The organism is Pseudarthrobacter sp. NPDC059871 (genome assembly GCF_042731175.1).
GTDB lineage: Bacteria > Actinomycetota > Actinomycetes > Actinomycetales > Micrococcaceae > Arthrobacter.
Genome location: NZ_JBHWJV010000001.1, coordinates 514,102 through 536,063, shown reverse-complemented (window position 1 = coordinate 536,063; position 21,962 = coordinate 514,102). Strand labels below are relative to the sequence as shown.

Here is a 21,962-nt window from a genome sequence, read left to right as displayed (position 1 = left end):
TCTAGGTCACATTGGCTCCCAAGGGTGGAAGGAAAAGGCCGGCGGGGCCAAAATGAACTGGCCCCGCCGGCCTTTTGGGTACTGCTACCTCGTAATTGCCTGAGGTTTGATCTTGCGTGAATCCAGGACCTGGTCGATCAGGCCGTAGGACTGTGCCTCTGCCGCGGTCAGGATCTTGTCTCGCTCGATGTCGTTGTTGACCTGCTCGGACGTCCGGCCGGAGTGGTGGGCGAGGGTGTCCTCGAGCCAGGACCGCATGCGCATCACTTCGGCTGCCTGGATCTCCAGGTCCGATGCCTGTCCACCCTGGCCGCCGGACAGGGCGGGCTGGTGGATCAGGACGCGGGCGTTGGGCAGTGCCAGGCGCTTGCCCGGGGTTCCTGCAGCAAGCAGGACCGCTGCGGCGCTGGCGGCCTGGCCCAGGCACACCGTCTGGATCTCCGGGCGGATGTACTGCATGGTGTCGTAGATGGCAGTCATTGCCGTGAACGAGCCGCCGGGAGAGTTGATGTACAGGGTGATGTCGCGGTCCGGGTCGGTGGACTCGAGCACCAGCAGCTGGGCCATGATGTCATCGGCCGAGGCGTCGTCCACCTGTACGCCGAGGAAGATGATGCGGTCCTCGAAGAGCTTGGTGTACGGGTCCTGGCGCTTGAAGCCGTAGGGTGTGCGTTCCTCGAACTGCGGCAGGACGTAGCGGCTGGACGGAAGATTACCGGCGGACCACCCGAAGTTGTAGTTCATAGTTATTGCTCCTGATCGAAAGGGTTCTGGTAGCCGGGAATTAGTTTTCGGAGGACGACTGGCCGGAGCCGTTGGAGGTTCCGCCGCCGCCGGAGACGGAGCCCGCGTGCGCGGCGATCTTGTCGAAGAAGCCGTACTCGAGCGCTTCGGCGGCCGTGAACCACTTGTCGCGGTCGTTGTCCTTGAGAATGGTCTCGACGGTCTGGCCGGTCTGGTCGGCGGTCAGCTCTGCCATGACCTTCTTCATGTGCAGGATGAGCTCAGCCTGGATCTTGATGTCAGAGGCAGTGCCGCCGATGCCGCCCGAGGGCTGGTGCATCAGGACGCGGGCGTTGGGGGTCGCGTAGCGCTTGCCCTTGGTGCCGGAGGAGAGCAGGAACTGACCCATGGAAGCCGCAAGGCCGGTAGCCACAGTGACGACATCGTTGGGGATGAACTGCATGGTGTCGTAGATGGCCATGCCGGCCGTCACGGATCCGCCGGGAGAGTTGATGTACAGGTAGATGTCCTTCTCAGGGTTCTCGGCGGAGAGGAGCAGCAGCTGCGAGCAGATGGCGTTGGCGTTGTCGTCACGCACCTCCGACCCGAGCCAGATGATGCGCTCCTTCAGGAGTCGGTTGTAAATGTAGTTGTCCTGGGCTGCGGGATCGACGGTCGCCATCCGGGGGGCCTCTTGGTGCTGTGACATGTTTACTTACCTCTCGCTGGTGACGGTGACATCACTGAAAATCACTACTTGGACACTAACCGGTTTCACCGACATTTTGTTCGCGCCCCTGCGGCTGTTCGCTGACGGCGCACGATGCCGGCGCCCGGCGCCCCGCCGCGGGGTTTCAACGCGAACGGCCCCCGGATCAGAAGATCCGGGGGCCGTTCGTCGATGCCTGTGTGGAGGCTATGCCTTGGCTTCAGCCTTCTCGTCCTCGGCAGGAGCCTCAGTGGCTTCGCCCTCTGCGGCGTCAGCCTCAGTGACCTCGGCAGCCGAAGCTTCTTCTTCGCCGCCGGGGCGGACGAAGTCGCTCAGGTCAACGGTGTTGCCTTCGGAGTCGGTGACCGTGGCCTGGCCCAGCACAACTGCCAGCGCCTTGCGGCGGCGGACCTCGGAAACCATCATGGGGACCTGGCCGCTCTGATCGATAATCTGGGCGAACTGGTTGGGGTCCATGCCGTACTGGCTGGCCGTGGTGACGATGTAGTCGATCAGCTCGTTCTGGCTGACGTCGACTTCTTCCTTCTCGGCGATGGCGTCGAGGATGATCTCGTTCTGGAAAGCGCGGGCGGTGTTCGCGCGCACTTCCTCGCGGTGCTCCTCGGTGTCGTGCTCGCCTTCGCCGTGGCCGTTACCTTCCTTGAAGTGGGCCTCGAGCTGCTCTTCGACAACGCTGTCCGGCACGGGGACCTCGACCAGCTCGACGAGCTTGTCCAGGACCTTGTCGCGGGCCTCGACACCCTGCTCCACGACCTTGGATTCAGCAGCCTGCTTGGCCAGGTCTTCGCGCAGTTCGGCGAGGGTGTCGAACTCGGAAGCCAGCTGGGCGAAGTCGTCGTTGGCCTCAGGCAGCTCGCGCTCCTTGACGGCCTTGACGGCAACCTTTACCTGCGCGGCTTCGCCGGCGTGGTCGCCGCCCACCAGGGTGGTGTCGAAGATTGCGTCTTCGTCCACGCTGAGGCCGGTCACTGCCTCGTCCATGCCCTCGAGCATGGTGCCGGCGCCAACCTGGTAGGACAGGCCTGCGGCGGAGTCAACCTCTTCGCCGTCGATCGTGGCGGTGATGTCGATGGTGAGGAAGTCACCATCGGCGGCCGGGCGGTCAACTGACTTCAGCGTGCCGAAGCGGCCGCGGAGTTCGTCCAGGGCCTTGTCAACGTCTTCGTCGGAGGACTCGGCCGCGGCAACCTCAACCTTGATGCCGGCGTAGTCAGGCAGCTCGATCTCGGGACGGACGTCAACTTCGGCAGCGAACTTCAGGCCGCCGTCGGTGGCGGTGGGGTCCGGAACCTCGGTGATCTCAACCTCGGGACGGCTCAGCGGGCGGATGCCTGATTCCTGCACGGCAGCCTGGTACCAGCCGTTGAGGCCATCGTTGATGGCGGTTTCGAGGACATAGCCGCGGCCGACGCGCTGGTCGATGAGCTTTGCGGGGACCTTGCCCTTACGGAACCCAGGGACCTGGATCTGCGAAGCTACGGTCTTGTAAGCCGAGTCGATGCTGGGCTTCAGTTCCTCAAAGGGAACCTCAACGTTGAGCTTGACCCGCGTGGGGGTGAGGTTCTCGACAGCGCTCTTCACGGTCTAAGTACTCCTGGGATTGTGGGATGGGTCTCTGCGAAACGCAATGTTCCTGCCCGATCCGAGTGGCCGGGCCGCAGAGTCGGGGTGACAGGATTTGAACCTGCGACTTCCTGCTCCCAAAGCAGGCGCTCTAGCCAAGCTGAGCTACACCCCGTAAGTGCACAGGCAAGTCTACGGTGATACGCGTCGCGAATGCACATTTGACACGTGGGCCATGGATTAGGTTTAGTTGTATCCGGCTTGAACAGCCAGCCCGAAGATTCCGCGAAAAACGGAGCTTCCTTCGGGGACGTAGCTTAATGGTAAAGCCTCAGTCTTCCAAACTGATTACGCGGGTTCGATTCCCGTCGTCCCCTCCAACCAGCAAGGGCCCCTCCTCGGAGGGGCCCTTGTGCTTTAAGCGTGTGCCTGCGACTGCTGGCAGGACGGGCACCAGTACAGGTTGCGGCCCGCGAGTTCGGCGATCAGCACCAGGGTGCGGCAGACCCGGCACGGCAGGCCCTGCCGTTTGTAGACATAGTGGGCGTCCTCGCCCCGCGGAAAGCTGCCGCTCTTGGCCGGAACGTCCTGCCCGGCACGCGCAGCTTTTGCCGCCGTGGTGCCGTTGACCGCCCAGTACCGCGGCGGCGTGGTGATGATCCTGCCGTCCGCCACGCCGTCGGTCATGACGCTGACGACGTCGCGCCACAGGGTCCGGGCGTCCGGTTCCGTCACGTCCGTCCCCGGCATCCAGGGGTCCAGCCGGCGGCGGAACAGGACCTCCGCACGGTAGACGTTGCCCACGCCGGCGATGATCTTCTGGTCCATCAGCAGTGCCGCGACGGGAGTCTTGCGGGTGCGGAGGTTCCTTGCGAAGCGCCCCGCGTCACCGCGCAGGTTCCGGAGTGGATCCGGCCCCAGGCGTGCCAGCACGGCATCGGCTTCAGCGGCAGTAATGGTTTCGCACGTCGTGGCACCGCGCAGGTCAGCCCAGCCATGGCCGCTGGCCAGCCGGACCCGGACGGCACCCACGGGGGCGGGCGGCCCCGCGTAGGCGGCCCCGGCGTCGGCCTCACTGCCTGCAGGGGACTCCTGCTCACCTACCCGGCGGGGCGCTCCGATGCTGGAAGACCCGGTGAACGTCCGGTCACCGCCAAAGCTCCACGCGCCGTACAGGCCAAGGTGGACGTGCAGCACCAGGGCGTTGTCGAAGTGCAGGAACAGGTGCTTGCCGTGTGCTTCGGCGGCCACCAGGGCGTGGCCGTCCAGCAGGGCCGCTCCCCCGCTGAACCGGCCCTGCGGGCTGGAGACAGCGAGGCGCTCTCCCGTGAAGACGTCCCCGAACTGGCGGGCCAGGCGGCGGACGGAGTGGCCTTCCGGCACTACTCGATGACCTCGCCGGTGGTTTCGTAGGCCGCGATTTTGCCGATCCGGCGGACGTGGCGTTCGTCGTTGCTGAACGGCTCTGCCAGGAACGCCTCGATCAGCACGGTGGCTTCCTCCACGGAGTGCTGGCGGCCGCCGACGGCAACCACGTTCGCGTCGTTGTGTTCACGGGCCAGCGTGGCGGTGGAGAGGTTCCACGCCAGTGCTGCCCGAACGCCCTTGACCTTGTTGGCAGCAATCTGCTCGCCATTGCCCGAGCCGCCCAGCACGATGCCCAGGGCGTGGACGCCTGACTGCTGGTCGGCCACGACGGCGAGGGCTGCGTTGATGCAGAAAGACGGGTAGTCGTCCTGGGCGTCGTAGGCCTTGGGTCCGTGGTCCACCACGTCGTAGCCCTTGGCGGTGAGGTGGGAGACCAGGTGGGCGCTGAGCTCCATTCCTGCGTGGTCGGTGGCGATGTGGACCCGCGGGAAGGAAGGGGATGAGGTCACGTTCAGGGTTCCGTTCGGTTTGGCGGCACTGGCGGCCGGCGGGGTGGGCGCCGGCCCGGGAAACAACACGGACAAGGATACTAGGAGCCCGGGCCTTGCCCGCCGGATGACGGGTTTCCGCCCTTCCGGGCCCTGGCGGCCACCCGGGTGAGTACGTCTGCAAGGCGCGCGGCGGATGCCTGGCTGCCGCCGCTGACGGCAAGGCGGCGGCCGTCGGTTTTGCTGACGACGACGGCGGGGCCGCTGCCCACCAGCATGGCGTCGGTGCCGCCGTGGTGCCGGTAGCCCCACCCGCCGTAGTCCGCGGCCTTCAGGTCTGCTGCGCTGGCGGCGGTGATGGATCCGGCCGGAACATCCATGACCGGCAGGACGCCCGCCAGCAGGACCTTCAGCCCATACCTGTCCGCCTTCACCCGGGCGAAGAGGAAGCCCGCACCCACCACCGCGAGGAGTACCAGGAGGCCACCGAGCCAGGGCAGCGCGATGGCAATCAGCGCGGCGGGGAACAGGGACGCAATGCCGATCATGACGAAAACGGAACTGCGGGCGTGGACCCACAGCCGTATGGTGTCCCGGTTCAGGTCCGGGTCCCCTTCCGTCGTCACCGCCCGCCGGAGCGCCCGGTCGTCATCCACGGACCAGTGCTGGTCCGCCTTGTAGACCATGGCCAGGGTGACCCCCAGGGAAACCGCCGCCCCGCTTCCCAGCGCCAGGACTGTCGCGTCCACGTGCGAAGTGCGGGCATCGGTCACGCCGGCCTGGCCCACCAGGCCGGCGGCCAGCACGGTGGTGACGAAGAGGCACAGGAACAGTCCGACCCCCATCATGATCCGGCGCATGATGGCCGGGCGGGACAGGGGAAGCGCCTGTGACAGGACCAGCCACCCGGTGGCCAGGATCATGGCTGCGCCCCAGCCCACGTAGATGCCGTACGGCGCAAAGGCGGCACCGCCGTCGTCCGTCCACTGGATGGCGAGCGGCTCCGGAAGGTCACGCCGCAGCAGCGACGCGCAGAAGACGAACGCACCGGCCAGGACCACGGGGAAGCCGATGGCGAAACGCAGCGCCTTCCGGTCCACCCTGTCCAGAATCTTTCCCATGGATTAACGCTACCCCCGCCGGCGGGCACTCCCGGAGGGATCGGAGCGAAAGGTGCAGTGGGGACGTGACCTGATCAACGTGCCGGGCTCCGGGCAGTGTAAGAATGATCTGAGCCGGAGCCGGCTACCGCCGGCGCCGCAGCAGCCAACGTCTTCTGGAGGTCTCCTTGCCAGGCATGAACCTGACGCGCGATGAAGCCCGCGCCCGCGCCGAACTGATAACCGTCGAGTCCTACGAGGTCAGCCTGGACCTGACCCGCGGCAGTGAGGTCTTCGGCAGCACAACGACCGTGAAATTCGGGGCCGTTGCCGGGGCTGAGACGTTCATCGACGCCGTGACGCACACGGTGCACAGCGTCACCCTGAACGGCCAGAGCCTGGACCCCGCCGCTGTGGCCGACGGCGTGCGGATCGAGCTGCCCGGCCTGCAGGAGCACAACGAGCTGACGGTGGTTGCGGATGCCCCGTATATGAACACCGGCGAAGGCCTGCACCGCTTCGTTGACCCAGTGGACAATGAGGTCTACCTGTACACGCAGTTCGAAGTGCCGGATTCCCGCAGGATGTTTGCCGTCTTCGAGCAGCCGGACCTCAAGGCAACGTTTGCCTTCACGGTCACCGCACCCTCGCACTGGGACGTCATCTCGAACTCCCCCACGCCCGCACCCGCCGAAACCTCTGCCTCCGGCGACGGCGGAGCCCGCTCTGTGTGGACCTTCGCGCCCACGCCCCGGCTGTCCTCCTATGTGACAGCCCTGATCGCAGGCCCCTACCAGTCGGTCCGCAGCGAGGTCACAAGCTCCGACGGGCGGGTCATCCCGCTGGGCGTCTTTGCCCGCAAGTCGCTGATGCAGTACCTGGATGCGGACAACATCTTCGAACTCACGCGCCAGGGCTTCGGCTTCTTCGAAGCACAGTTCGGCTGCCCCTACCCGTTCGAAAAGTACGACCAGCTGTTCGTGCCGGAGTTCAACGCCGGCGCCATGGAGAACGCAGGTGCCGTGACCATCCTGGAGGGCTACGTCTTCCGGAGCAAGGTGACGGGGGCGCAAATTGAACGGCGCGCCATCACGGTGCTGCACGAGCTCGCCCACATGTGGTTCGGCGACCTGGTGACCATGCGGTGGTGGAACGATTTGTGGCTGAACGAGTCCTTCGCCGAGTACATGTCCCACCTGGCGGCCGTGGAGGCCACATCCTTCACCAGCGCCTGGACCACTTTCGCCTCGGTGGAGAAGTCCTGGGCCTACCGCCAGGACCAGCTGCCCACCACCCACCCGATCTTCGCTGAGATCAATGACCTTCAGGACGTTGAGGTGAACTTCGACGGCATCACCTACGCCAAGGGCGCCTCGGTCCTGCGGCAGCTGGTGGCCTGGGTGGGTCCGGAACAGTTCATGGCCGGCGTGAGGGAATACTTTGCCAAGCACTCCTGGGCCAACACCGAGTTGAGCGACCTGCTGGTGGAGCTGGAAAAGGCCAGCGGCCGCGACCTGGACGACTGGGGACGGCAGTGGCTGGAGACCGCCGGCGTGAACACCTTGGTTCCCGAACTGGACGTGGACTCCGACGGGACGCTGCGCTCCTTTGCCATCCTGCAGTCCGCCGTACCCGAGTGGCCCACCATCCGTCCGCACCGGCTGGCTGTGGGCTTCTACAACCTGAACGCCGCCGGAAAGCTTGAACGCGTGCACCGGGAGGAACTGGACGTCGACGGCGAACGCACCGACGTGCCCGCCCTGGCCGGGCTTCAGCAGCCGGACCTCATTCTGGTCAACGACGACGACCTCGCCTACGCCAAGGTCCGCCTCGACCCGAAGTCCCTGGCCACCGCGACGGCCCACCTGAAGGACTTCCAGGAAAGCCTGCCACGCACCCTGGTATGGAATTCGGCGTGGGACGCAGCACGGGACGGCGAAACTCCGGCGCGTGCCTACGTGGAGCTGGTCCTCGCCAACGTGGCCGCAGAAACAGATTCCTCCGTCATCCTGGTGCAGCTGCGCCAGCTGGCCACCACGCTGAATTTCTATGTGGCCGAGGAACACCGCGAAGCCACCACCGCCGCGGCCGCGGACCGGCTCTGGGACCTGGCGCGGGAAGTTGCCGGCGGATCCGACGCGCAGCTCCAGTTCGTTAAGTCCTTCGCCCTGCTGGCCGGCAGCACTTCACAGCTGGAGCGGGTGGCCGGACTCCTGGACGGGTCAGTCGCTTTGGAGGGCCTCACCGTGGACCAGGACCTGCGCTGGGAGCTGGTGGCTTCGCTGGTGGCCGGCGGCAGGCTCGGCCAGGACGGAATCGACGCCGAGCTGGAACGGGACAGGACCGCCAGCGGGCAGAACGCTGCGGCCCTGGCCACGGCTGCCATCCCCACCCCCGAGGCCAAAGCCGCCGCCTGGGAGTCGATCGTGGTCAAGGGCGATCTCTCCAATGCGTTGCAGGGTTCGGCCGTGGCCGGGTTCATGCGGGTGCTGGACCGGTCGCTGCTGGAACCCTACGCGGAGAAGTATTTCGCCGCTGTCCCGGGCATCGTGGCCACCCGCACGCACGCCCTTGCCCAGCAGATCGTCGTCGGGCTCTACCCGGCGCTGCTGACCACCCAGGCCACGGTGGACCGCACGGACGGATTCCTGGCCTCGCTCCCCCACGAGAGCGCCGCGCTGCGCCGGATGATGCTGGAAAACCGCGACGGCGTGGCCCGGGCACTGCGCGCCCGCGCCGCGGACGCCTGACAGGAAGGGAACGCAGCCATGGGCCTGCACGAACACAAGTACGCCTTGACCGTCCAGTGGACAGGTAACCGCGGTGAGGGGACCTCGTCCTACCGCGGTTACTCGCGGGACCACGACGTCGCCATTCCGGGCCTGCCGGTACTGAAAGGCTCGGCGGACCCTACCTTCCACGGTGACCGTGAGCGGTACAACCCGGAGCAGCTGCTGCTGGCCGCACTGGCACAGTGCCACATGCTGTCCTACCTTCACGTCGCGGTGAAGCACGGCGTGGTGGTCACGGACTACCGTGACGACGCCACCGGGGAGATGGTGCTGAACCGCGACGGGAGCGGCCAGTTCCAGAGCGTGACCCTGCATCCGCAGGTCACCGTGGCGGACCCGGGGCAGGTGGAACTGGCAGCGTCACTGCATCATGAGGCGAACAAGGTCTGCTTCATTGCCCGGAGCGTCAATTTCCCGGTAGGCCACGAACCCGTCACAGCGGTGGCTTAGGCGACGCTGCCGGCGCTGGCCCGCCCTTCCGCAGGGAACTGGCGGGCCAGCCTGGCTTCGGTCTCGGGTGCCAGCCCGGCATTGCGTGGCCGGTGCAGGCCGCGGGCACGCTCATCCCGCAGGACATCCGTGATGGTTTCCTGCCAGGGGCGCAGCACAAGCCCCGTGTCCCTGGCTGCCTGGTTGCTGCGGGCCATGAACCCGTCGTGGCCGGCCGGAAGCCACAACGGCAGCGAATCCGGCCCCGACCAGTAAGCGATGCCCTGGCCGGCGAGCCACTCCGGCGGGGCTTCCAGAATGGGGCCGGTGCGGCCTGCGGCCTCCCGCGATGCAGCCACGTACGCGGCAAAAGGAACCTGGTCCCCCAGGGCGTTCAGAGCGCCCGTGATGCCCTGGCCGGCGGCTTTGAGGATCCATGCCGCGAGGTCCCGGACGTCGATGACCTGGGTGGGGGCGGCGCCGATGCCAGGGACTACAGCAGGCATGTTGTCCCGGGCGAAGCGGGCGGGCCAGTAGCCGTAGCGGTCCGACCCGTCGCCGGGGCCTGCGATCAGGCCCGCACGGACAATAAGGGCCTTACCGCCGGCTGCTTCCGCGGTGGCCGCTTCAATGGCTGCTTTGGACTCGCCGTAGGTCTCCGGCGTCGAGGCCTCCCCGTCGGGCAGCGGCTGCAGCAGTGCCGCGTCCTCTGCGGCGCCGGGCACGGAATGGTCCGCATACACCGAGCAGCTGGACACCAGCGTCCAATGTCCAGCGCGTGCCGCGAGGCTCGCCAGCGCATCGCGTGCGAGGGCGGGGTCGCGTGCCACCTCGATCACTGCATCCCATTCCCCGGCCGCGTCGTCGTAGGCGTTCGCGCCCAGTGAACGGTCGGCCTGCAGCCACACCGCGCCCTTCGGCGGCCGCCCGGACGCGCCCCTGGCCAGGCACGTTACGCGCTGGCCTGCGGCTATGGCCTGGCGGGCGATTTCTGCTGACAGGAAGGCGGTTCCGCCCAGGACGAGGATGCGCATTGCTCCACGCTACGGCGCTAGGGTTGAAGGTGAACAGAGCCAAGTTTCAAGGAGTACTTCCCCCCTATGGTCAGCATGTTGTCAGTCCTTCCGTCCGCCGCCACCGATCCGAACGGCATCAGCATTACCGGGATTGTGATCAGCCTCGGTGTGGGTGTTGCCGTCTGGCTGGTGGCGACGTTCGTTATCTCGCGGATCACCACCCGCGTGGCAGCCGGAAGCAACTTCTTCAAGAAACGCACCTTCAAATGGGTGGCTCCGGCGCTCCGGGCGCTGGACCACGAACGTCGCGTACAGCGCGCGGAAACCATCGGTTCGTTGCTGAACAGCGTGGTGGGCGTACTGGTGGTGGTCATCACCGGCATGTACGTGCTCCAGAACCTGGACATCAATATTGCGCCGCTGCTGACCAGCGTGGGCATCCTGGGTGTGGCCATCGGCTTCGGCGCGCAGCAGCTGATCCGCGATTTCCTGGCCGGAATCTTCATCACCATTGAAGACCAGTTCGGCATCGGCGACGTCATTGAAACCAGTGAGGTAGTGGGAGTGGTGGAATCCATGGGCCTGCGCATCACCCGGGTCCGGTCCGACGACGGCGCCATCTGGTATCTGCGCAACGGTGAGATCCTGCGGGTGGGCAACCGTTCGCAGGGCCGTTACGTGCCGCTGCATGAAGGGCCTACGGGCACCACTGACCAAAGCTCTGACCACGGCGCCGAGAACACGAAGACCGAGCAGAAAGCCGGAGAGTAGCCATGAGCCTCCCCATTGAGCCGCAGCGGCCCCAGCTGATGCAAAACGATCCCTTCAGCCAGCCGGCCTACACCGACAGCTTTTACGACGCCGTGGGCGGCCACGATACCTTCGTCAAACTGATCGACGTGTTTTACGACGGCGTGGCCACCGACCCGCTGCTGCGCCCCATGTACCCGGAAGAGGACCTCGAGCCGGCCAAGCGGCGTTTCCTCATGTTCCTGGAGCAGTATTGGGGCGGCCCCACCACGTACGGCGAGGAACGCGGCCACCCCCGGCTCCGGATGCGGCATATGCCGTTCAGGGTGACGCCCGAGGCCAAGGACCGCTGGCTGTTCCACATGCGCGCCGCAGTGGACGCACTGGAGCTGCCGGCACTCTACGAGGGCACGTTGTGGGAGTACATGGAGCGCGCGGCGCTGTCCATGATCAACAGTCCGTCGGGCGCGTAGCCGCCTAAAGGAGTCCGCTGCCGGTCCGCGCCAGGACATGGCCGCGGCTGCCGGAGAGGCGGAACCAGCGGCCGGCCCGGTAGAGCTTCTGGTCTCCATCGGCGAGGAACCCAAGGGCCAGCGCGGCAAATGCGGCACCGGCCGGCAGCCCGGTGGCGTCCAGTTCCCTGCCCCACACTGCGGCTCGGGCGTTGTTCACTATCAGCGCTCCGGGATTGTTGGGCACGGCGCCGGCCACCTCGCCAATGCCGGCCTCCGCGGCGGACTTAAGCTCGGCGTCCGGAACCGAACCCAGCAGCTCCCAGCCGCCCCGCGGGGCACCGACGCCCGTCCACGATTCGGTGACGGTGGTGGGTGGAACGGGCAGTTCAACGTCGTCCGCCCCTGCCCGGGCCAGCCGGTCCAGGACCGCCGCCAGCGGCACCGTGACATCGGTTTCCGACGGCGCGGCAAGCTCCATGGTGCGCAGGCCAAGGATGGTGGGGGTGGCTTCGCCCAGGATCCGCGGCCGCAGCACGCAGACGTAAGCTGCCAGCACGGAGCCCGCCGCCTGCAACCTGATGGCGCCGTCGTCAATCGCTTTAGCGCGGGCCGCGAAGGTCTTCAGGTCAGCAAGATCCCGCGGGTCGGCGAAGCGGAAGGACGAAGTAAGAAGATCAGACACACCAAGAACACTACCGGCTGCGCCTTGTTTGAGCGCTGCCGGGGGTCCGTCTAGAGTCAAACCATGACTGAAGCCGAAGCCGGAATCCTGGCTCTTCCCGGCGATGACCCTACGTCGTCGCTCATTAACCTCCTGGACCTGGGCGAGCTGGAAGGTGCGCGGACGGACGAGGATATTTTCCTTGGTCCGTCCCAGCAGCAGCCGCATCACCGGGTGTTCGGCGGCCAGGTGCTGGCACAGTCGCTCGTTGCGGCCACGAGGACGGTGGAGGAAGACCGCGCTGTCCACTCCATGCACGGGTACTTCCTCAGGCCCGGTGACGCCAACAAGCCCATCACGTTCGGTGTCCAGCGACTCCGTGACGGCCGGTCCTTCTCCGCCCGGCGGGTCCACGCCTACCAGGAAGGCACACCCATCCTGTCGATGATCGCGTCCTTCCAGACTGAGGACGAAGGCATCGAGCACGAGTCTGCGATGCCGGCCGGGATTCCCGACCCCGAAACCCTTCCCACCACGGCCGACCTGCTGGGGAAGTTCGACCACCCCGTGGCCCGGCACTGGGCCTATGAGCGGCCGTTCGACATCCGGCACGTCAATCCCCCGCTGTATGTTTCGGCGACGGGCGAGAAAGAGGCCGCCAACGCCGTCTGGATGAAAACCTTCGGCCCCATGCCGGACAACCCGAACCTGCACCGTGCTGCCCTTGCCTACGCCAGCGATTACACACTCCTGGAATCCATCCTGCGGCGCCACGGCCTCAGCTGGATCACTCCGGGCATGAACGTGGCCAGCCTGGACCATGCCATGTGGTGGCACCGCCCGGCGCGCGTGGACGAGTGGCTGCTGTACGTCCAGGAGTCACCCAGTGCGCAGTCAGCCCGGGGCCTGGCAACAGGAAAGATCTTCAACAGGGCCGGACAGCATGTTGCCTCCGTGGCCCAGGAGGGCATGGTCCGCGTGCCCTCGGACCTGAAAAGCAAGGTGGCAGGGGCCGTGCAGTCCAAGGTGCTGGAACACCAGCTCCGCAAGGCGGGCCGGGCGTAGGGCTCCGGCCGCCGGGTTCCTTCTGGCCCGCTGGCCCGCTGGCCCGCTGGCGGCGCTTTACCACACGGCAAAGGCCGGCGCAGGTGGACCATAGTCCACCTGCGCCGGCCTCTTTGTGCCCGGAGCCGGGGCCCCGGCGCATGACTTAGTCGCGGGTCAGGCGGCGGTGGGTCACGCGGTGGGGCTTAGCGGCGTCGGGGCCGAGGCGCTCCACTTTGTTCTCCTCGTAAGATTCGAAGTTGCCCTCGAACCAGTACCACTTCGACGGGTTCTCCTCGTCGCCTTCGTAGGCCAGGATGTGGGTGGCCACCCGGTCCAGGAACCAGCGGTCGTGCGAAACCACCACGGCGCAGCCGGGGAATTCGAGCAGCGCGTTCTCCAGGCTGCTGAGGGTTTCGACGTCGAGGTCGTTGGTGGGTTCGTCAAGGAGCAGGAGGTTGCCGCCCTGCTTCAGGGTCAGCGCCAGGTTCAGGCGGTTGCGCTCACCGCCGGAGAGCACACCGGCCTTCTTCTGCTGGTCCGGGCCCTTGAAGCCGAATGCTGCCACGTAGGCGCGGGACGGCATTTCGACGTTGCCCACCTGGATGAAGTCCAGGCCGTCGGAAACGACCTCCCACAGCGTCTTGTTGGGGTCAATGCCCCCACGGCTCTGGTCAGCGTAGGAGATCTTGACCGACTCGCCGATCTTCAGATCGCCGCCGTCGAGCGGTTCCAGGCCCACGATGGTCTTGAACAGCGTGGTCTTGCCGACGCCGTTGGGGCCGATGACGCCAACGATGCCGTTGCGCGGCAGGGTGAAGGACAGCCCGTCGATGAGCGTCCGGTCCTCAAAGCCCTTCTGGAGGTTCTTGGCTTCCAGGACGACGCCGCCCAGGCGCGGTCCCGGCGGGATCTGGATCTCTTCGAAGTCCAGCTTGCGGGTCCGGTCGGCTTCGGCAGCCATCTCCTCGTAGCGGGCCAGACGGGCCTTTGACTTGGTCTGGCGGCCCTTGGCGTTGGAGCGGACCCACTCAAGTTCCTCGGTGAGGCGCTTGGCCTGCTTGGCGTCCTTCTTGCCCTGGACTTCCAGGCGTGCACGCTTCTTTTCGAGGTACGTGGAGTAGTTGCCCTCGTACGGGTACAGGTGGCCGCGGTCAACCTCGGCGATCCATTCGGCCACGTGGTCGAGGAAGTACCGGTCGTGGGTGACGGCGAGCACTGCGCCGGGGTAGCTGGAGAGGTGCTGCTCGAGCCACAGCACGCTTTCGGCGTCGAGGTGGTTGGTGGGCTCGTCGAGCAGCAGCAGGTCCGGCTTCTGCAGCAGGAGCTTGCACAGTGCCACGCGGCGGCGTTCACCACCGGAGAGGTTGGTGACGTCAGCATCAGCCGGCGGGCAGCGGAGGGCATCCATGGCCTGCTCCAGCTGGGAGTCGAGGTCCCAGGCGTCTGCGGCATCAATGGCTTCCTGGAGCTTGCCCATCTCGTCGAGGAGGGTGTCGTAGTCAGCGTCGGGGCTGGCCATTTCCTCGGAGATTTCGTTAAAGCGCTGGATCTTGCCGTAGATCTCGCCCACGCCCTCCTGGACGTTGCCGAGGACAGTCTTTTCCTCATTCAGGGGCGGTTCCTGGAGCAGGATGCCCACGGTGTAGCCGGGGCTCAGCCGGGCCTCACCGTTCGATGGGGTGTCCAGCCCGGCCATAATTTTCAGGATGGTGGACTTACCGGCACCGTTCGGACCCACAACGCCGATCTTGGCGCCCGGGAAAAAAGACATGCTTACGTCATCGAGGATGAGTTTTTCGCCAACGGCTTTGCGGGCCTTGGTCATTGTGTAGATAAATTCCGCCATGGTTCCAAATCTAGTGGGTTGGCGGGCATATCTCACATTTGCGTTGAATGGGCCACCGGCCTCATGAGCCCACGAAGCACTTGCCGCTCGCGAGAACGGGGAGGACCGTCACGGTGACGGACCCTTCGCGGACCTGGCCGATCACGCAATCCTTTCCCTGCAGCACGGCGGCTTCGATGGCATCTGCTTCAAGCCCTGTTGGTGTCCGGCTTTGCGATACCTGAAGCGCTGCGGGGGCGATACCGGCCGCCGTGAGCACCTCTGTGACCTGGGCAGTTGCGGGTTTTGGTGTGCCTGCTGCCAACCCGGTGAGGGTCTGGGTCACCGTACGTTTCATTGCTTCGGTGGCGGCTTTGTCCGCGTCGGATGTGGTTGCCGGCGCCTGTCCGCTGGGCGTGGCCGCCACTTCAGGAGAGGCCGAAGGCGGGGTGCCGCCTGCCTGCTGCTCCGGGGCCGGCTGGCTCGGCGCCTGCTGGTCCATGGCCGGATTGTCCGCGCCCGGACCGGCAGGCGAAGGGCCACTGACGCACCCTGACAAAAGCAGCATCAAAGCTGCTCCCGTTGTGGCGGTGAGACGGGAGGTTACAGAGTGCCGCATGGTGTCATTCTGCCATGTGCCGGGCTGCCACCCGGTCGCGGCGGTATCCCGGCAGTCCCAGGTTGGCACGGGCCGCCGTATCCGGTTGCGGGCTCCGCTTGAGCGCCGGCAGCGTGTGGCGGGCGGACGGAATGCGGCCGGGGTGTGCCGCGTTCCGTCCGCCCGGGACTGGCAGGACGGTGAACTCTGATGGGCCTTAGACTTCGGCGAGTTCCCCCGTTTCGAGATCGAGGGAAGCGAGTTCGCCATTGCTGTCCTCGATGACAACGGCTGGTTGGGCGTCGTCGTCGGGATGGTCGAAGTCGTGGTCTTCTGCCTCGTCCTGGGTCAGGCCCACGTCTGCCTGAGGGTCGTCGGGAACGGCGGGTGGCTCCACCAGGGACAGCGGGGGCTTGGACGACGTGCGGGTGAAGTTTGCCGAGCCGAGCGAAAGGTCGTGGCCCACAGCATCGGCGTAGATGACTGTCGAATGGTAGACGCGTCCCTCCTTCTCCCAGGTGCTGAGCCGTAGTTTCCCGACCACGATGACCGGCTGGCCCTTCCTGATGCTGCACCCGATGGTCCCCGCAAGTTGGCGGTACCCGTGGACGGTAAACCAGTTGGTGTGCTCGTCCACCCATGCCTTGGCGGACTCGTCGAAGCGGCGCGAGGTAACCCCTACACGGAAGGATGCCTTCGCGGTGCCCCGCCCGGTGGTGGAACTCGTTACATCCGTGGCCACGAAGCCCCGGATGGTCATTAGGTCTTTCATCTTTCACGTCCTGTCTCAATGGTGGTGCCCTTGCAGGCAGTACCAGCATTGCGCCGCCAGGCAGCCGGAAGGAGGGGCCGGTTGGGCTATGTGCATAACGCACCGGCGCAGGCGGATGTGGAGGAAGAGTCACCCGTAGATGACGGCACCGGCACCCCGGGCAGGGTAAACTTTTTGAGGCACTGGCCGAGAGGCCGGAGACCGGATGCCTCAGTAGCTCAGGGGATAGAGCAGCGGCCTTCTAATCCGCCGGTCGGGGGTTCGATTCCCTCCTGGGGCACCGAAAAGAGGTCCTGGCCTTGCGCATGCAGGCCAGGACCTCTGTTGCTTAAACGGCCCGCAGGAATCCGGCCGGGTTATCGCATCCGTGTGAACGCAAAGCGCGGTGCTTCCATACCGGCTAACCCCGGTGGCTCGCAGCGCGAAGCGATACCACTCCTGCCTGCGGGACCGGGGCGGGGTCAACCGACCAGTCGCCATCTGAAACGATCTGAATGTAACCCGGGGTGGTGAGCTTCACCGTGCCGGAGAATCTGCCCGTGGTTTCGACCGGGACTTCGGTGAGCTCAGAGCCGAACCCCCTGACGATAAAGCGGCCTTCACCGTTGTTCGTTAACCCGGCTTCGGTTCCCTCGGTATCGAGATACAACACGGCGTCGCCATGGCCTTCGACGCGGCCATCCCACGCCGGGATGTCTGATAGATCCCGCACCGTCAGGGACCAGTGACCCGCCGCGGTGACCTCGAATTCATCAGTGATGGATCCGTCGAAAATGTCTATCAGGTGCTCCCCGAGATACGGCCCGGTGGTGTCCACCAGAATCCCTTCGAGCCCGTTGGCCCGCAGCGTGATACTGCCTGTGCAGTCATCACACCGGAAAGTCACAACCGCGGGCAGCCCGTCAAGCTCCAGGGTGTTCACGCGGTCGGGCCCGAAACCAGTTACGGTCTGGGTGGCGACCGTGGTGAACTGGCCCATCGGGCCATGGGTCGGCGCAGGCGGCGACACCAGGGCAGAATCAGCGTGTGCGCTGCCAGGTGCCTGCGTCGCAGACGCGTGCAGGCCTGCGACAAAGAGAATGACACCTACAACCGCTGCGGCGACGAAGTTCAAAACGACAACAACACCGGTGACCACAAAAGCAGGCACCCTATGGCGTCCGTAGTCGCGCAAGGGAAGCCCGAGCGCATCTGTTTGCCTATTGGCCAATACCAGCACAAGGTCCACCAGGGTCCAGATTCCCAGTCCGCCCAGGGTCAGCAGCTTTGCTATCCCGGTGCCGGTCCGGCCCAGGTAGAACCGGTCCGCGCCCAAGCCACCCAGAAACAAGGCGAAGAGCCAGGTGGCGACGAAGGACCTGCTACTGACAGTTGGCGCGGAGCCATAACCCTGAACTGCATGCGCGGAGACATACCCCGGCTGGTCTTGCTGCATCGATCCGTGTTCCTTCCGGCGCCACCGCCCGCCCCAAAAACGTTGACGTGGAGACCCACACAAGTGGATGATACCTTCCCGAAATCAGCCAACGGCAAGGATATGCGCAGGTGTTTGTCCGTGTCTCGGGATGGATCGGCGAGGTCATTGGCCTACCCCGCGGCTAGCGCTGCAGCAAGTGCGGCGCGTCTACCAGCGAGCGCAGGACGCTTCCCGCCGCGCCCAGGAGCGCGCCCTCCTCACCCACGGCTGAGGTGACAACATGGTCGGCGGCCAGCTTGCCTGGCGCATACGTGGAAAGGCTGTGAAGCAGCGGAGCCCGCAGCCACTGGTCAAGGACGGCAAAGTGGCCGCCGAGCACCACCGAACCGATGTCCACCACCCGCGCAGTTGAGGCGAGGGCAATGCCCAAGTACTTGCCGGCACGTTCGACGGCGGATATCGCCCGGGTATCCCCCGCGGCGAGCGCTGCAAGGAGGCTTCGCATGGCTGCGGAGCGGCTTTCGCCGCTCGTTTCGACGCCGGCGGCAGCGAAGATGGCATCCTGGCCGGCAATTGTTTCCAGGCAGCCGGTCCCTCCGCACGAGCAGCGGCTTCCCGCCGGGTCCACCACCACGTGTCCTACTTCGCCGGCATGGCCGGCGGGCCCGGTGAAGAGTTCGCCGCCCAGGACCAGGCCGCCGCCAACGCCCACCTCGCCGGAGACGAACAGGAAGTCGGCGTCATTGCCTGGCCTGTGCCGGAGTTCAGCCAGGGCCGCAGCGTTCGCTTCGTTGAACAGGGCGACGGCCAGCGGGGCTTCCGGAAGCAAGGCACCAGGGTCAAGGTCAACACCGGTCCACCCCAGGTTGGGGGCGGTCAGGATTCCCGTCCCTCCGTGTCGCACCAGCCCGGGCACGGCGAGGCCGCCGCCGAGGATTTCCACGCCCCGCTCCCCCGCGTCGCTGCGCGCTTTGGCCGCCAGGACAGCGAGCGCCTCCAGGACGGGTTCAGGTTGGCTTCCACGGTTGTCGCGTTCCCGGACTTCCAGAAACACGACCGTCCCGGAAAGGTCCATCACGCCGGCAGCTATGTAGTCGACGTTGACCTCCATACCCATCACGGCCCGCATGGTGTTTAGGTCCAGGCCCACCCCGGGACGGCCACGCTCCCCCCGTGCATTGAGTCCGACCTCGCGCACCAGGCCTGCGTCGAGAAGGTCCGTCACCATGCTTGAGACCGACGCCTTGGTCAGGCCGGTGGCGGCAGCAACCTGGGCCCTGGTGGGGAACGCTCCCCGGGGCGCACCGGCGATGGCACCGAGAACCAGGGAAAGGTTGCTCCTGCGCACGTCCCCCATGCTCCCCGGAGCCGTTGGCCCGTGGGGCGTCGACGCCGGTACCGGCAACCTCATGGCACTCCTCGCTGCGGATCCCGCCAAAGAAAATCTGTTGGTCCGCACCGCCGGACCCTTGACCACAGCCTACGTCCACCCATAAAGTTCAAGCAATAAACTAAACCTCCGCCAATCGCGGACCATCGATCGCAAGGACGCATCATGACTCTCGCCCCCACCCCTGCCGACAAGTTCACCTTTGGCCTTTGGACGGTGGGCTGGACCGGCGCCGACCCATTCGGTGTGGCCACCCGCGCAGCCCTTGACCCGGTGGAGGCGGTCCACAAGCTGGCGGACCTCGGCGCCTATGGCATCACCTTCCACGACAACGATCTGGTCCCCTTCGACGCTCCGGCGTCCGAGCGCGAACTGATTCTCAAGAACTTCCGCGCGGCACTGGCCGAAACCGGACTCAAGGTGCCGATGGTCACCACCAACCTGTTCAGCCACCCGGTATTCAAAGACGGCGGCTTTACTTCCAACGACCGCTCTGTGCGCCGGTTCGCCCTGTCCAAGGTCCTCCGCAACATCGACCTCGCAGCAGAGCTCGGCGCAGAGACCTTCGTCATGTGGGGCGGCCGCGAAGGCAGCGAATACGACGGCTCCAAGGACCTCGCGGCCGCACTGGACCGCATGAGGGAAGGCGTGGACACGGCCGCCGGTTACATCAAGGACAAGGGCTACAACCTGCGCATCGCCCTCGAGCCCAAGCCCAACGAACCCCGGGGAGATATCTTCCTGCCCACCGTCGGCCACGGCCTGGCCTTCATCGCCCAGCTGGAACATAGCGACATCGTGGGCCTGAACCCCGAAACCGGACACGAACAGATGGCCGGACTGAACTTCACCCACGGCATCGCCCAGGCACTCTGGGCGGGCAAGCTCTTCCACATCGACCTCAACGGCCAGCGCGGCATCAAATATGACCAGGACCTCGTCTTCGGCCACGGCGACCTCACCAGCGCCTTCTTCACCGTGGACCTGCTCGAGAACGGCTTCCCGGGCGGCGGCCCCACGTACGAGGGCCCCCGCCACTTCGACTACAAGCCCTCCCGCACCGACGGCTACGACGGCGTCTGGGAATCCGCCAAGGCCAATATGGCGATGTACCTCCTGCTCAAGGAACGGGCGCTGGCCTTCCGCGCGGACCCGCAGGTTCAGGAAGCCCTCAAGGCATCGGGCGTCTTCGAACTCGGCGAACCCACCCTCAACGTCGGCGAAACCACAGCAGACCTGCTCGCTGACGCCGCCGCATTCGACGACTTCGACGCCGATAAGGCAGCCGAACGCTCGTTCGCGTTCGTCCGGCTCAACCAGCTTGCCATCGAGCACCTCCTCAACGCCCGCTGACCATGGCGCTGGTCGCGGGAATCGACAGTTCCACCCAGTCCTGCAAGGTAGTAATCCGCGATGCCGGTACAGGCGTTTTGGTCCGGCAGGGCCGCGCGCCACATCCCGAGGGCACCGAGGTCCACCCTGAGGCTTGGTGGGACGCACTCCAGGACGCCGTCGCCCAGGCCGGCGGCCTCGACGAGGTCGCCGCCATCTCCGTCGCCGGGCAACAGCATGGCATGGTCTGCCTTGACGCCGACGGCGCGGTGGTCCGCCCTGCCCTGCTGTGGAACGACACACGGAGCGCCGGTGCCGCCGCGCAGCTCATTGACATGGCGGGCGACGGCGATGCTGCCGCCGGCGCCCGCTTTTGGGCACACGCCACCGGGACAGTTCCGGTAGCGTCGCTGACGCTGACCAAGCTGCACTGGCTCCGGGAAAACGAACCGGAAAACGCAGCCAGGGTTGCCGCCGTCTGCCTCCCGCACGACTGGCTGACCTGGCGCCTGGCCGGGTACGGACCGGGGAGCGGAACGGCTGGGCTTGATGCGCTGGTGACGGACCGCTCGGACGCTTCAGGGACTGGCTACTTCTCGACGGCGGAAGGAAAGTACCTGCCCCACCTCGTGGCCGCATCGCTTGGCCACACACCGACGCTGCCGCGGGTCCTTGGTCCGTTGGAAGCAGCGGGAAGGACGCCGGCCGGCAGCCTTCTCGCATCGGGCGCGGGCGACAACGCTGCAGCCGCACTGGGTGCTGGTGCAGGGTTGGGCGACGTGGTGATGTCCTTGGGCACGTCCGGCACCGTCTTCGCGGTTTCGGAGACGCCGGCGGCCGACGCAACCGGACTGGTGGCCGGGTTTGCGGATGCGGCGGGGCACTACCTGCCCCTCGTGTGCACGCTGAATGCCACGCGCGTTTTCGATGCAACAGCAGCGCTCCTGGGAGTGGACCTGGCCGAATTCAACGGGCTGGCCCTGTCAGCGCAGCCTGGCGCGGGTGGCCTGACACTGGTGCCCTACTTCGACGGGGAACGCACCCCCAACCTGCCGGATGCCACCGGTTCCCTGCACGGCATCACACGGGCAAACTACACGCCGGCGAACGTGGCGCGCGCCGCCGTCGAAGGCGTGGCGTGCTCCCTTGCGGACGGGCTGGCCGCGCTCGTGGAACAGGGCGTGGAGGCCAGACGCATCGTCCTGGTGGGCGGCGGCGCGCAGTCGGAGGCCGTCCAGGACGCCGCGGCACGGCTGTTGGGGGCCGCCGTCGCCATACCGCGGCCGGGAGAATACGTGGCCGACGGCGCTGCCCGCCAGGCCGCCGCAGCGCTCACTGGCGCTTTCCCTGCCTGGGCGTCAGACGCTGTCGTGCTCCCCCGGAGAACGGACGACGCCGGTGTGCTGGCGGCATACCGGCGGTTCGCCTCCCTGTACGCCTGACTTGGGGATAGGCAGAAGACCCGGACCGCAAGCGGTCCGGGTCTTCTGTATGTGGAGCGCAGGC

At 66.3% G+C, this 21,962-nt stretch carries 20 protein-coding genes and 3 tRNA genes; 9 read left to right on the top strand and 14 right to left on the bottom strand.

Going from position 1 to position 21,962, the window contains the following annotated elements; genetic code table 11:
* Positions 1-84: 84 nt before the first annotated feature.
* The 4 genes from ACFV4R_RS02445 to ACFV4R_RS02430 form a co-directional block, all read right to left on the bottom strand.
* Positions 85-744: an ATP-dependent Clp protease proteolytic subunit gene (locus ACFV4R_RS02445; protein WP_015937343.1), complete on the bottom strand. Its 660-nt coding sequence runs from the start codon at positions 742-744 to the stop codon at positions 85-87.
* 40 nt (positions 745-784) lie between these two features.
* A complete protein-coding gene (locus ACFV4R_RS02440) occupies positions 785-1,405 on the bottom strand; it encodes an ATP-dependent Clp protease proteolytic subunit (RefSeq protein WP_015937344.1) in 621 nt (206 codons plus the stop codon).
* A 234-nt stretch (positions 1,406-1,639) separates the two neighbouring features.
* Positions 1,640-3,034, bottom strand: coding sequence for a trigger factor (tig, locus tag ACFV4R_RS02435; RefSeq protein WP_377202131.1), 1,395 nt, complete (start codon positions 3,032-3,034; stop codon positions 1,640-1,642).
* Between the two features lie 82 nt (positions 3,035-3,116).
* Positions 3,117-3,191: transfer RNA gene (locus tag ACFV4R_RS02430), tRNA-Pro, on the bottom strand.
* A 131-nt stretch (positions 3,192-3,322) separates the two neighbouring features.
* Between ACFV4R_RS02430 and ACFV4R_RS02425 the strand changes: the two genes are divergently transcribed.
* A tRNA-Gly gene (locus ACFV4R_RS02425) sits at positions 3,323-3,396 on the top strand.
* Positions 3,397-3,433: 37 nt separating this feature from the next.
* Here ACFV4R_RS02425 and ACFV4R_RS02420 read toward each other — a convergent pair.
* From ACFV4R_RS02420 to ACFV4R_RS02410, 3 genes are all read right to left on the bottom strand, one after another.
* Positions 3,434-4,399, bottom strand: a complete 966-nt coding sequence (locus ACFV4R_RS02420; RefSeq protein ID WP_377202132.1) for an Fpg/Nei family DNA glycosylase — start codon at positions 4,397-4,399, stop codon at positions 3,434-3,436.
* Positions 4,399-4,893 (bottom strand): ribose-5-phosphate isomerase, encoded by a 495-nt coding sequence (locus ACFV4R_RS02415; RefSeq protein WP_377202133.1) that lies wholly within the window; start codon positions 4,891-4,893, stop codon positions 4,399-4,401. The genes ACFV4R_RS02420 and ACFV4R_RS02415 overlap by 1 nt, the downstream gene beginning before the upstream one ends.
* Before the next feature lie 80 nt (positions 4,894-4,973).
* Positions 4,974-5,993 carry a hypothetical protein gene (locus tag ACFV4R_RS02410; protein WP_377202134.1) on the bottom strand — a complete coding sequence of 340 codons (1,020 nt, stop codon included), beginning with the start codon at positions 5,991-5,993 and terminating at the stop codon, positions 4,974-4,976.
* A 176-nt stretch (positions 5,994-6,169) separates the two neighbouring features.
* Between ACFV4R_RS02410 and pepN the strand changes: the two genes are divergently transcribed.
* Positions 6,170-8,722, top strand: coding sequence for an aminopeptidase N (gene pepN / locus ACFV4R_RS02405; protein ID WP_377202282.1), 2,553 nt, complete (start codon positions 6,170-6,172; stop codon positions 8,720-8,722).
* Positions 8,723-8,740: 18 nt separating this feature from the next.
* Positions 8,741-9,214 (top strand): OsmC family protein, encoded by a 474-nt coding sequence (locus ACFV4R_RS02400; protein WP_377202135.1) that lies wholly within the window; start codon positions 8,741-8,743, stop codon positions 9,212-9,214.
* On the opposite strand, the gene ACFV4R_RS02395 is transcribed toward ACFV4R_RS02400, so the two are convergent.
* Positions 9,211-10,227: an NAD-dependent epimerase/dehydratase family protein gene (locus tag ACFV4R_RS02395; RefSeq protein ID WP_377202136.1), complete on the bottom strand. Its 1,017-nt coding sequence runs from the start codon at positions 10,225-10,227 to the stop codon at positions 9,211-9,213. The two genes, ACFV4R_RS02400 and ACFV4R_RS02395, sit on opposite strands and share 4 nt — an antisense overlap.
* A gap of 66 nt (positions 10,228-10,293) precedes the next feature.
* Between ACFV4R_RS02395 and ACFV4R_RS02390 the strand changes: the two genes are divergently transcribed.
* Together ACFV4R_RS02390 and ACFV4R_RS02385 are read left to right on the top strand one after the other, a co-directional pair.
* The gene (locus ACFV4R_RS02390) at positions 10,294-10,980 is read left to right on the top strand and encodes a mechanosensitive ion channel family protein (RefSeq protein WP_377202137.1); all 687 of its coding nucleotides are present in this window, start codon (positions 10,294-10,296) and stop codon (positions 10,978-10,980) included.
* Between the two features lie 2 nt (positions 10,981-10,982).
* Positions 10,983-11,432 carry a globin gene (locus ACFV4R_RS02385; protein ID WP_315967719.1) on the top strand — a complete coding sequence of 150 codons (450 nt, stop codon included), beginning with the start codon at positions 10,983-10,985 and terminating at the stop codon, positions 11,430-11,432.
* 4 nt (positions 11,433-11,436) lie between these two features.
* Here the strand turns inward: ACFV4R_RS02385 and ACFV4R_RS02380 are convergent, their stop codons facing one another.
* Positions 11,437-12,096, bottom strand: coding sequence for a hypothetical protein (locus ACFV4R_RS02380; RefSeq protein WP_377202138.1), 660 nt, complete (start codon positions 12,094-12,096; stop codon positions 11,437-11,439).
* Positions 12,097-12,159: 63 nt separating this feature from the next.
* Here ACFV4R_RS02380 and ACFV4R_RS02375 point away from each other — a divergent pair, with 63 nt between their 5' ends.
* Positions 12,160-13,140: an acyl-CoA thioesterase gene (locus ACFV4R_RS02375; RefSeq protein WP_377202139.1), complete on the top strand. Its 981-nt coding sequence runs from the start codon at positions 12,160-12,162 to the stop codon at positions 13,138-13,140.
* A 145-nt stretch (positions 13,141-13,285) separates the two neighbouring features.
* Here ACFV4R_RS02375 and ettA read toward each other — a convergent pair whose 3' ends face one another.
* From ettA to ACFV4R_RS02360, 3 genes are all read right to left on the bottom strand, one after another.
* The gene (gene ettA, locus ACFV4R_RS02370; protein WP_056079796.1) at positions 13,286-14,968 is read right to left on the bottom strand and encodes an energy-dependent translational throttle protein EttA; all 1,683 of its coding nucleotides are present in this window, start codon (positions 14,966-14,968) and stop codon (positions 13,286-13,288) included.
* A gap of 61 nt (positions 14,969-15,029) precedes the next feature.
* Complete coding sequence (locus ACFV4R_RS02365) at positions 15,030-15,449, bottom strand: DUF6993 domain-containing protein (RefSeq protein ID WP_377202140.1); 420 nt, start codon at positions 15,447-15,449, stop codon at positions 15,030-15,032.
* Between the two features lie 313 nt (positions 15,450-15,762).
* Positions 15,763-16,317: a single-stranded DNA-binding protein gene (locus tag ACFV4R_RS02360; RefSeq protein ID WP_377202141.1), complete on the bottom strand. Its 555-nt coding sequence runs from the start codon at positions 16,315-16,317 to the stop codon at positions 15,763-15,765.
* A gap of 207 nt (positions 16,318-16,524) precedes the next feature.
* Between ACFV4R_RS02360 and ACFV4R_RS02355 the strand changes: the two genes are divergently transcribed.
* Positions 16,525-16,597, top strand: a tRNA-Arg gene (locus ACFV4R_RS02355).
* Positions 16,598-16,717: 120 nt separating this feature from the next.
* On the opposite strand, the gene ACFV4R_RS02350 is transcribed toward ACFV4R_RS02355, so the two are convergent.
* Together ACFV4R_RS02350 and ACFV4R_RS02345 are read right to left on the bottom strand one after the other, a co-directional pair.
* Positions 16,718-17,752 carry a TM2 domain-containing protein gene (locus ACFV4R_RS02350; RefSeq protein ID WP_377202142.1) on the bottom strand — a complete coding sequence of 345 codons (1,035 nt, stop codon included), beginning with the start codon at positions 17,750-17,752 and terminating at the stop codon, positions 16,718-16,720.
* 163 nt (positions 17,753-17,915) lie between these two features.
* The gene (locus ACFV4R_RS02345) at positions 17,916-19,091 is read right to left on the bottom strand and encodes an ROK family protein (protein ID WP_377202283.1); all 1,176 of its coding nucleotides are present in this window, start codon (positions 19,089-19,091) and stop codon (positions 17,916-17,918) included.
* 198 nt (positions 19,092-19,289) lie between these two features.
* On the opposite strand from ACFV4R_RS02345, the gene xylA reads away from it, so the two are divergent.
* Positions 19,290-20,477 (top strand): xylose isomerase, encoded by a 1,188-nt coding sequence (xylA, locus tag ACFV4R_RS02340; RefSeq protein ID WP_377202143.1) that lies wholly within the window; start codon positions 19,290-19,292, stop codon positions 20,475-20,477.
* Positions 20,478-20,479: 2 nt separating this feature from the next.
* Positions 20,480-21,898, top strand: coding sequence for a xylulokinase (gene xylB, locus ACFV4R_RS02335; RefSeq protein WP_377202144.1), 1,419 nt, complete (start codon positions 20,480-20,482; stop codon positions 21,896-21,898).
* The last annotated feature ends 64 nt before the right edge of the window (positions 21,899-21,962 follow it).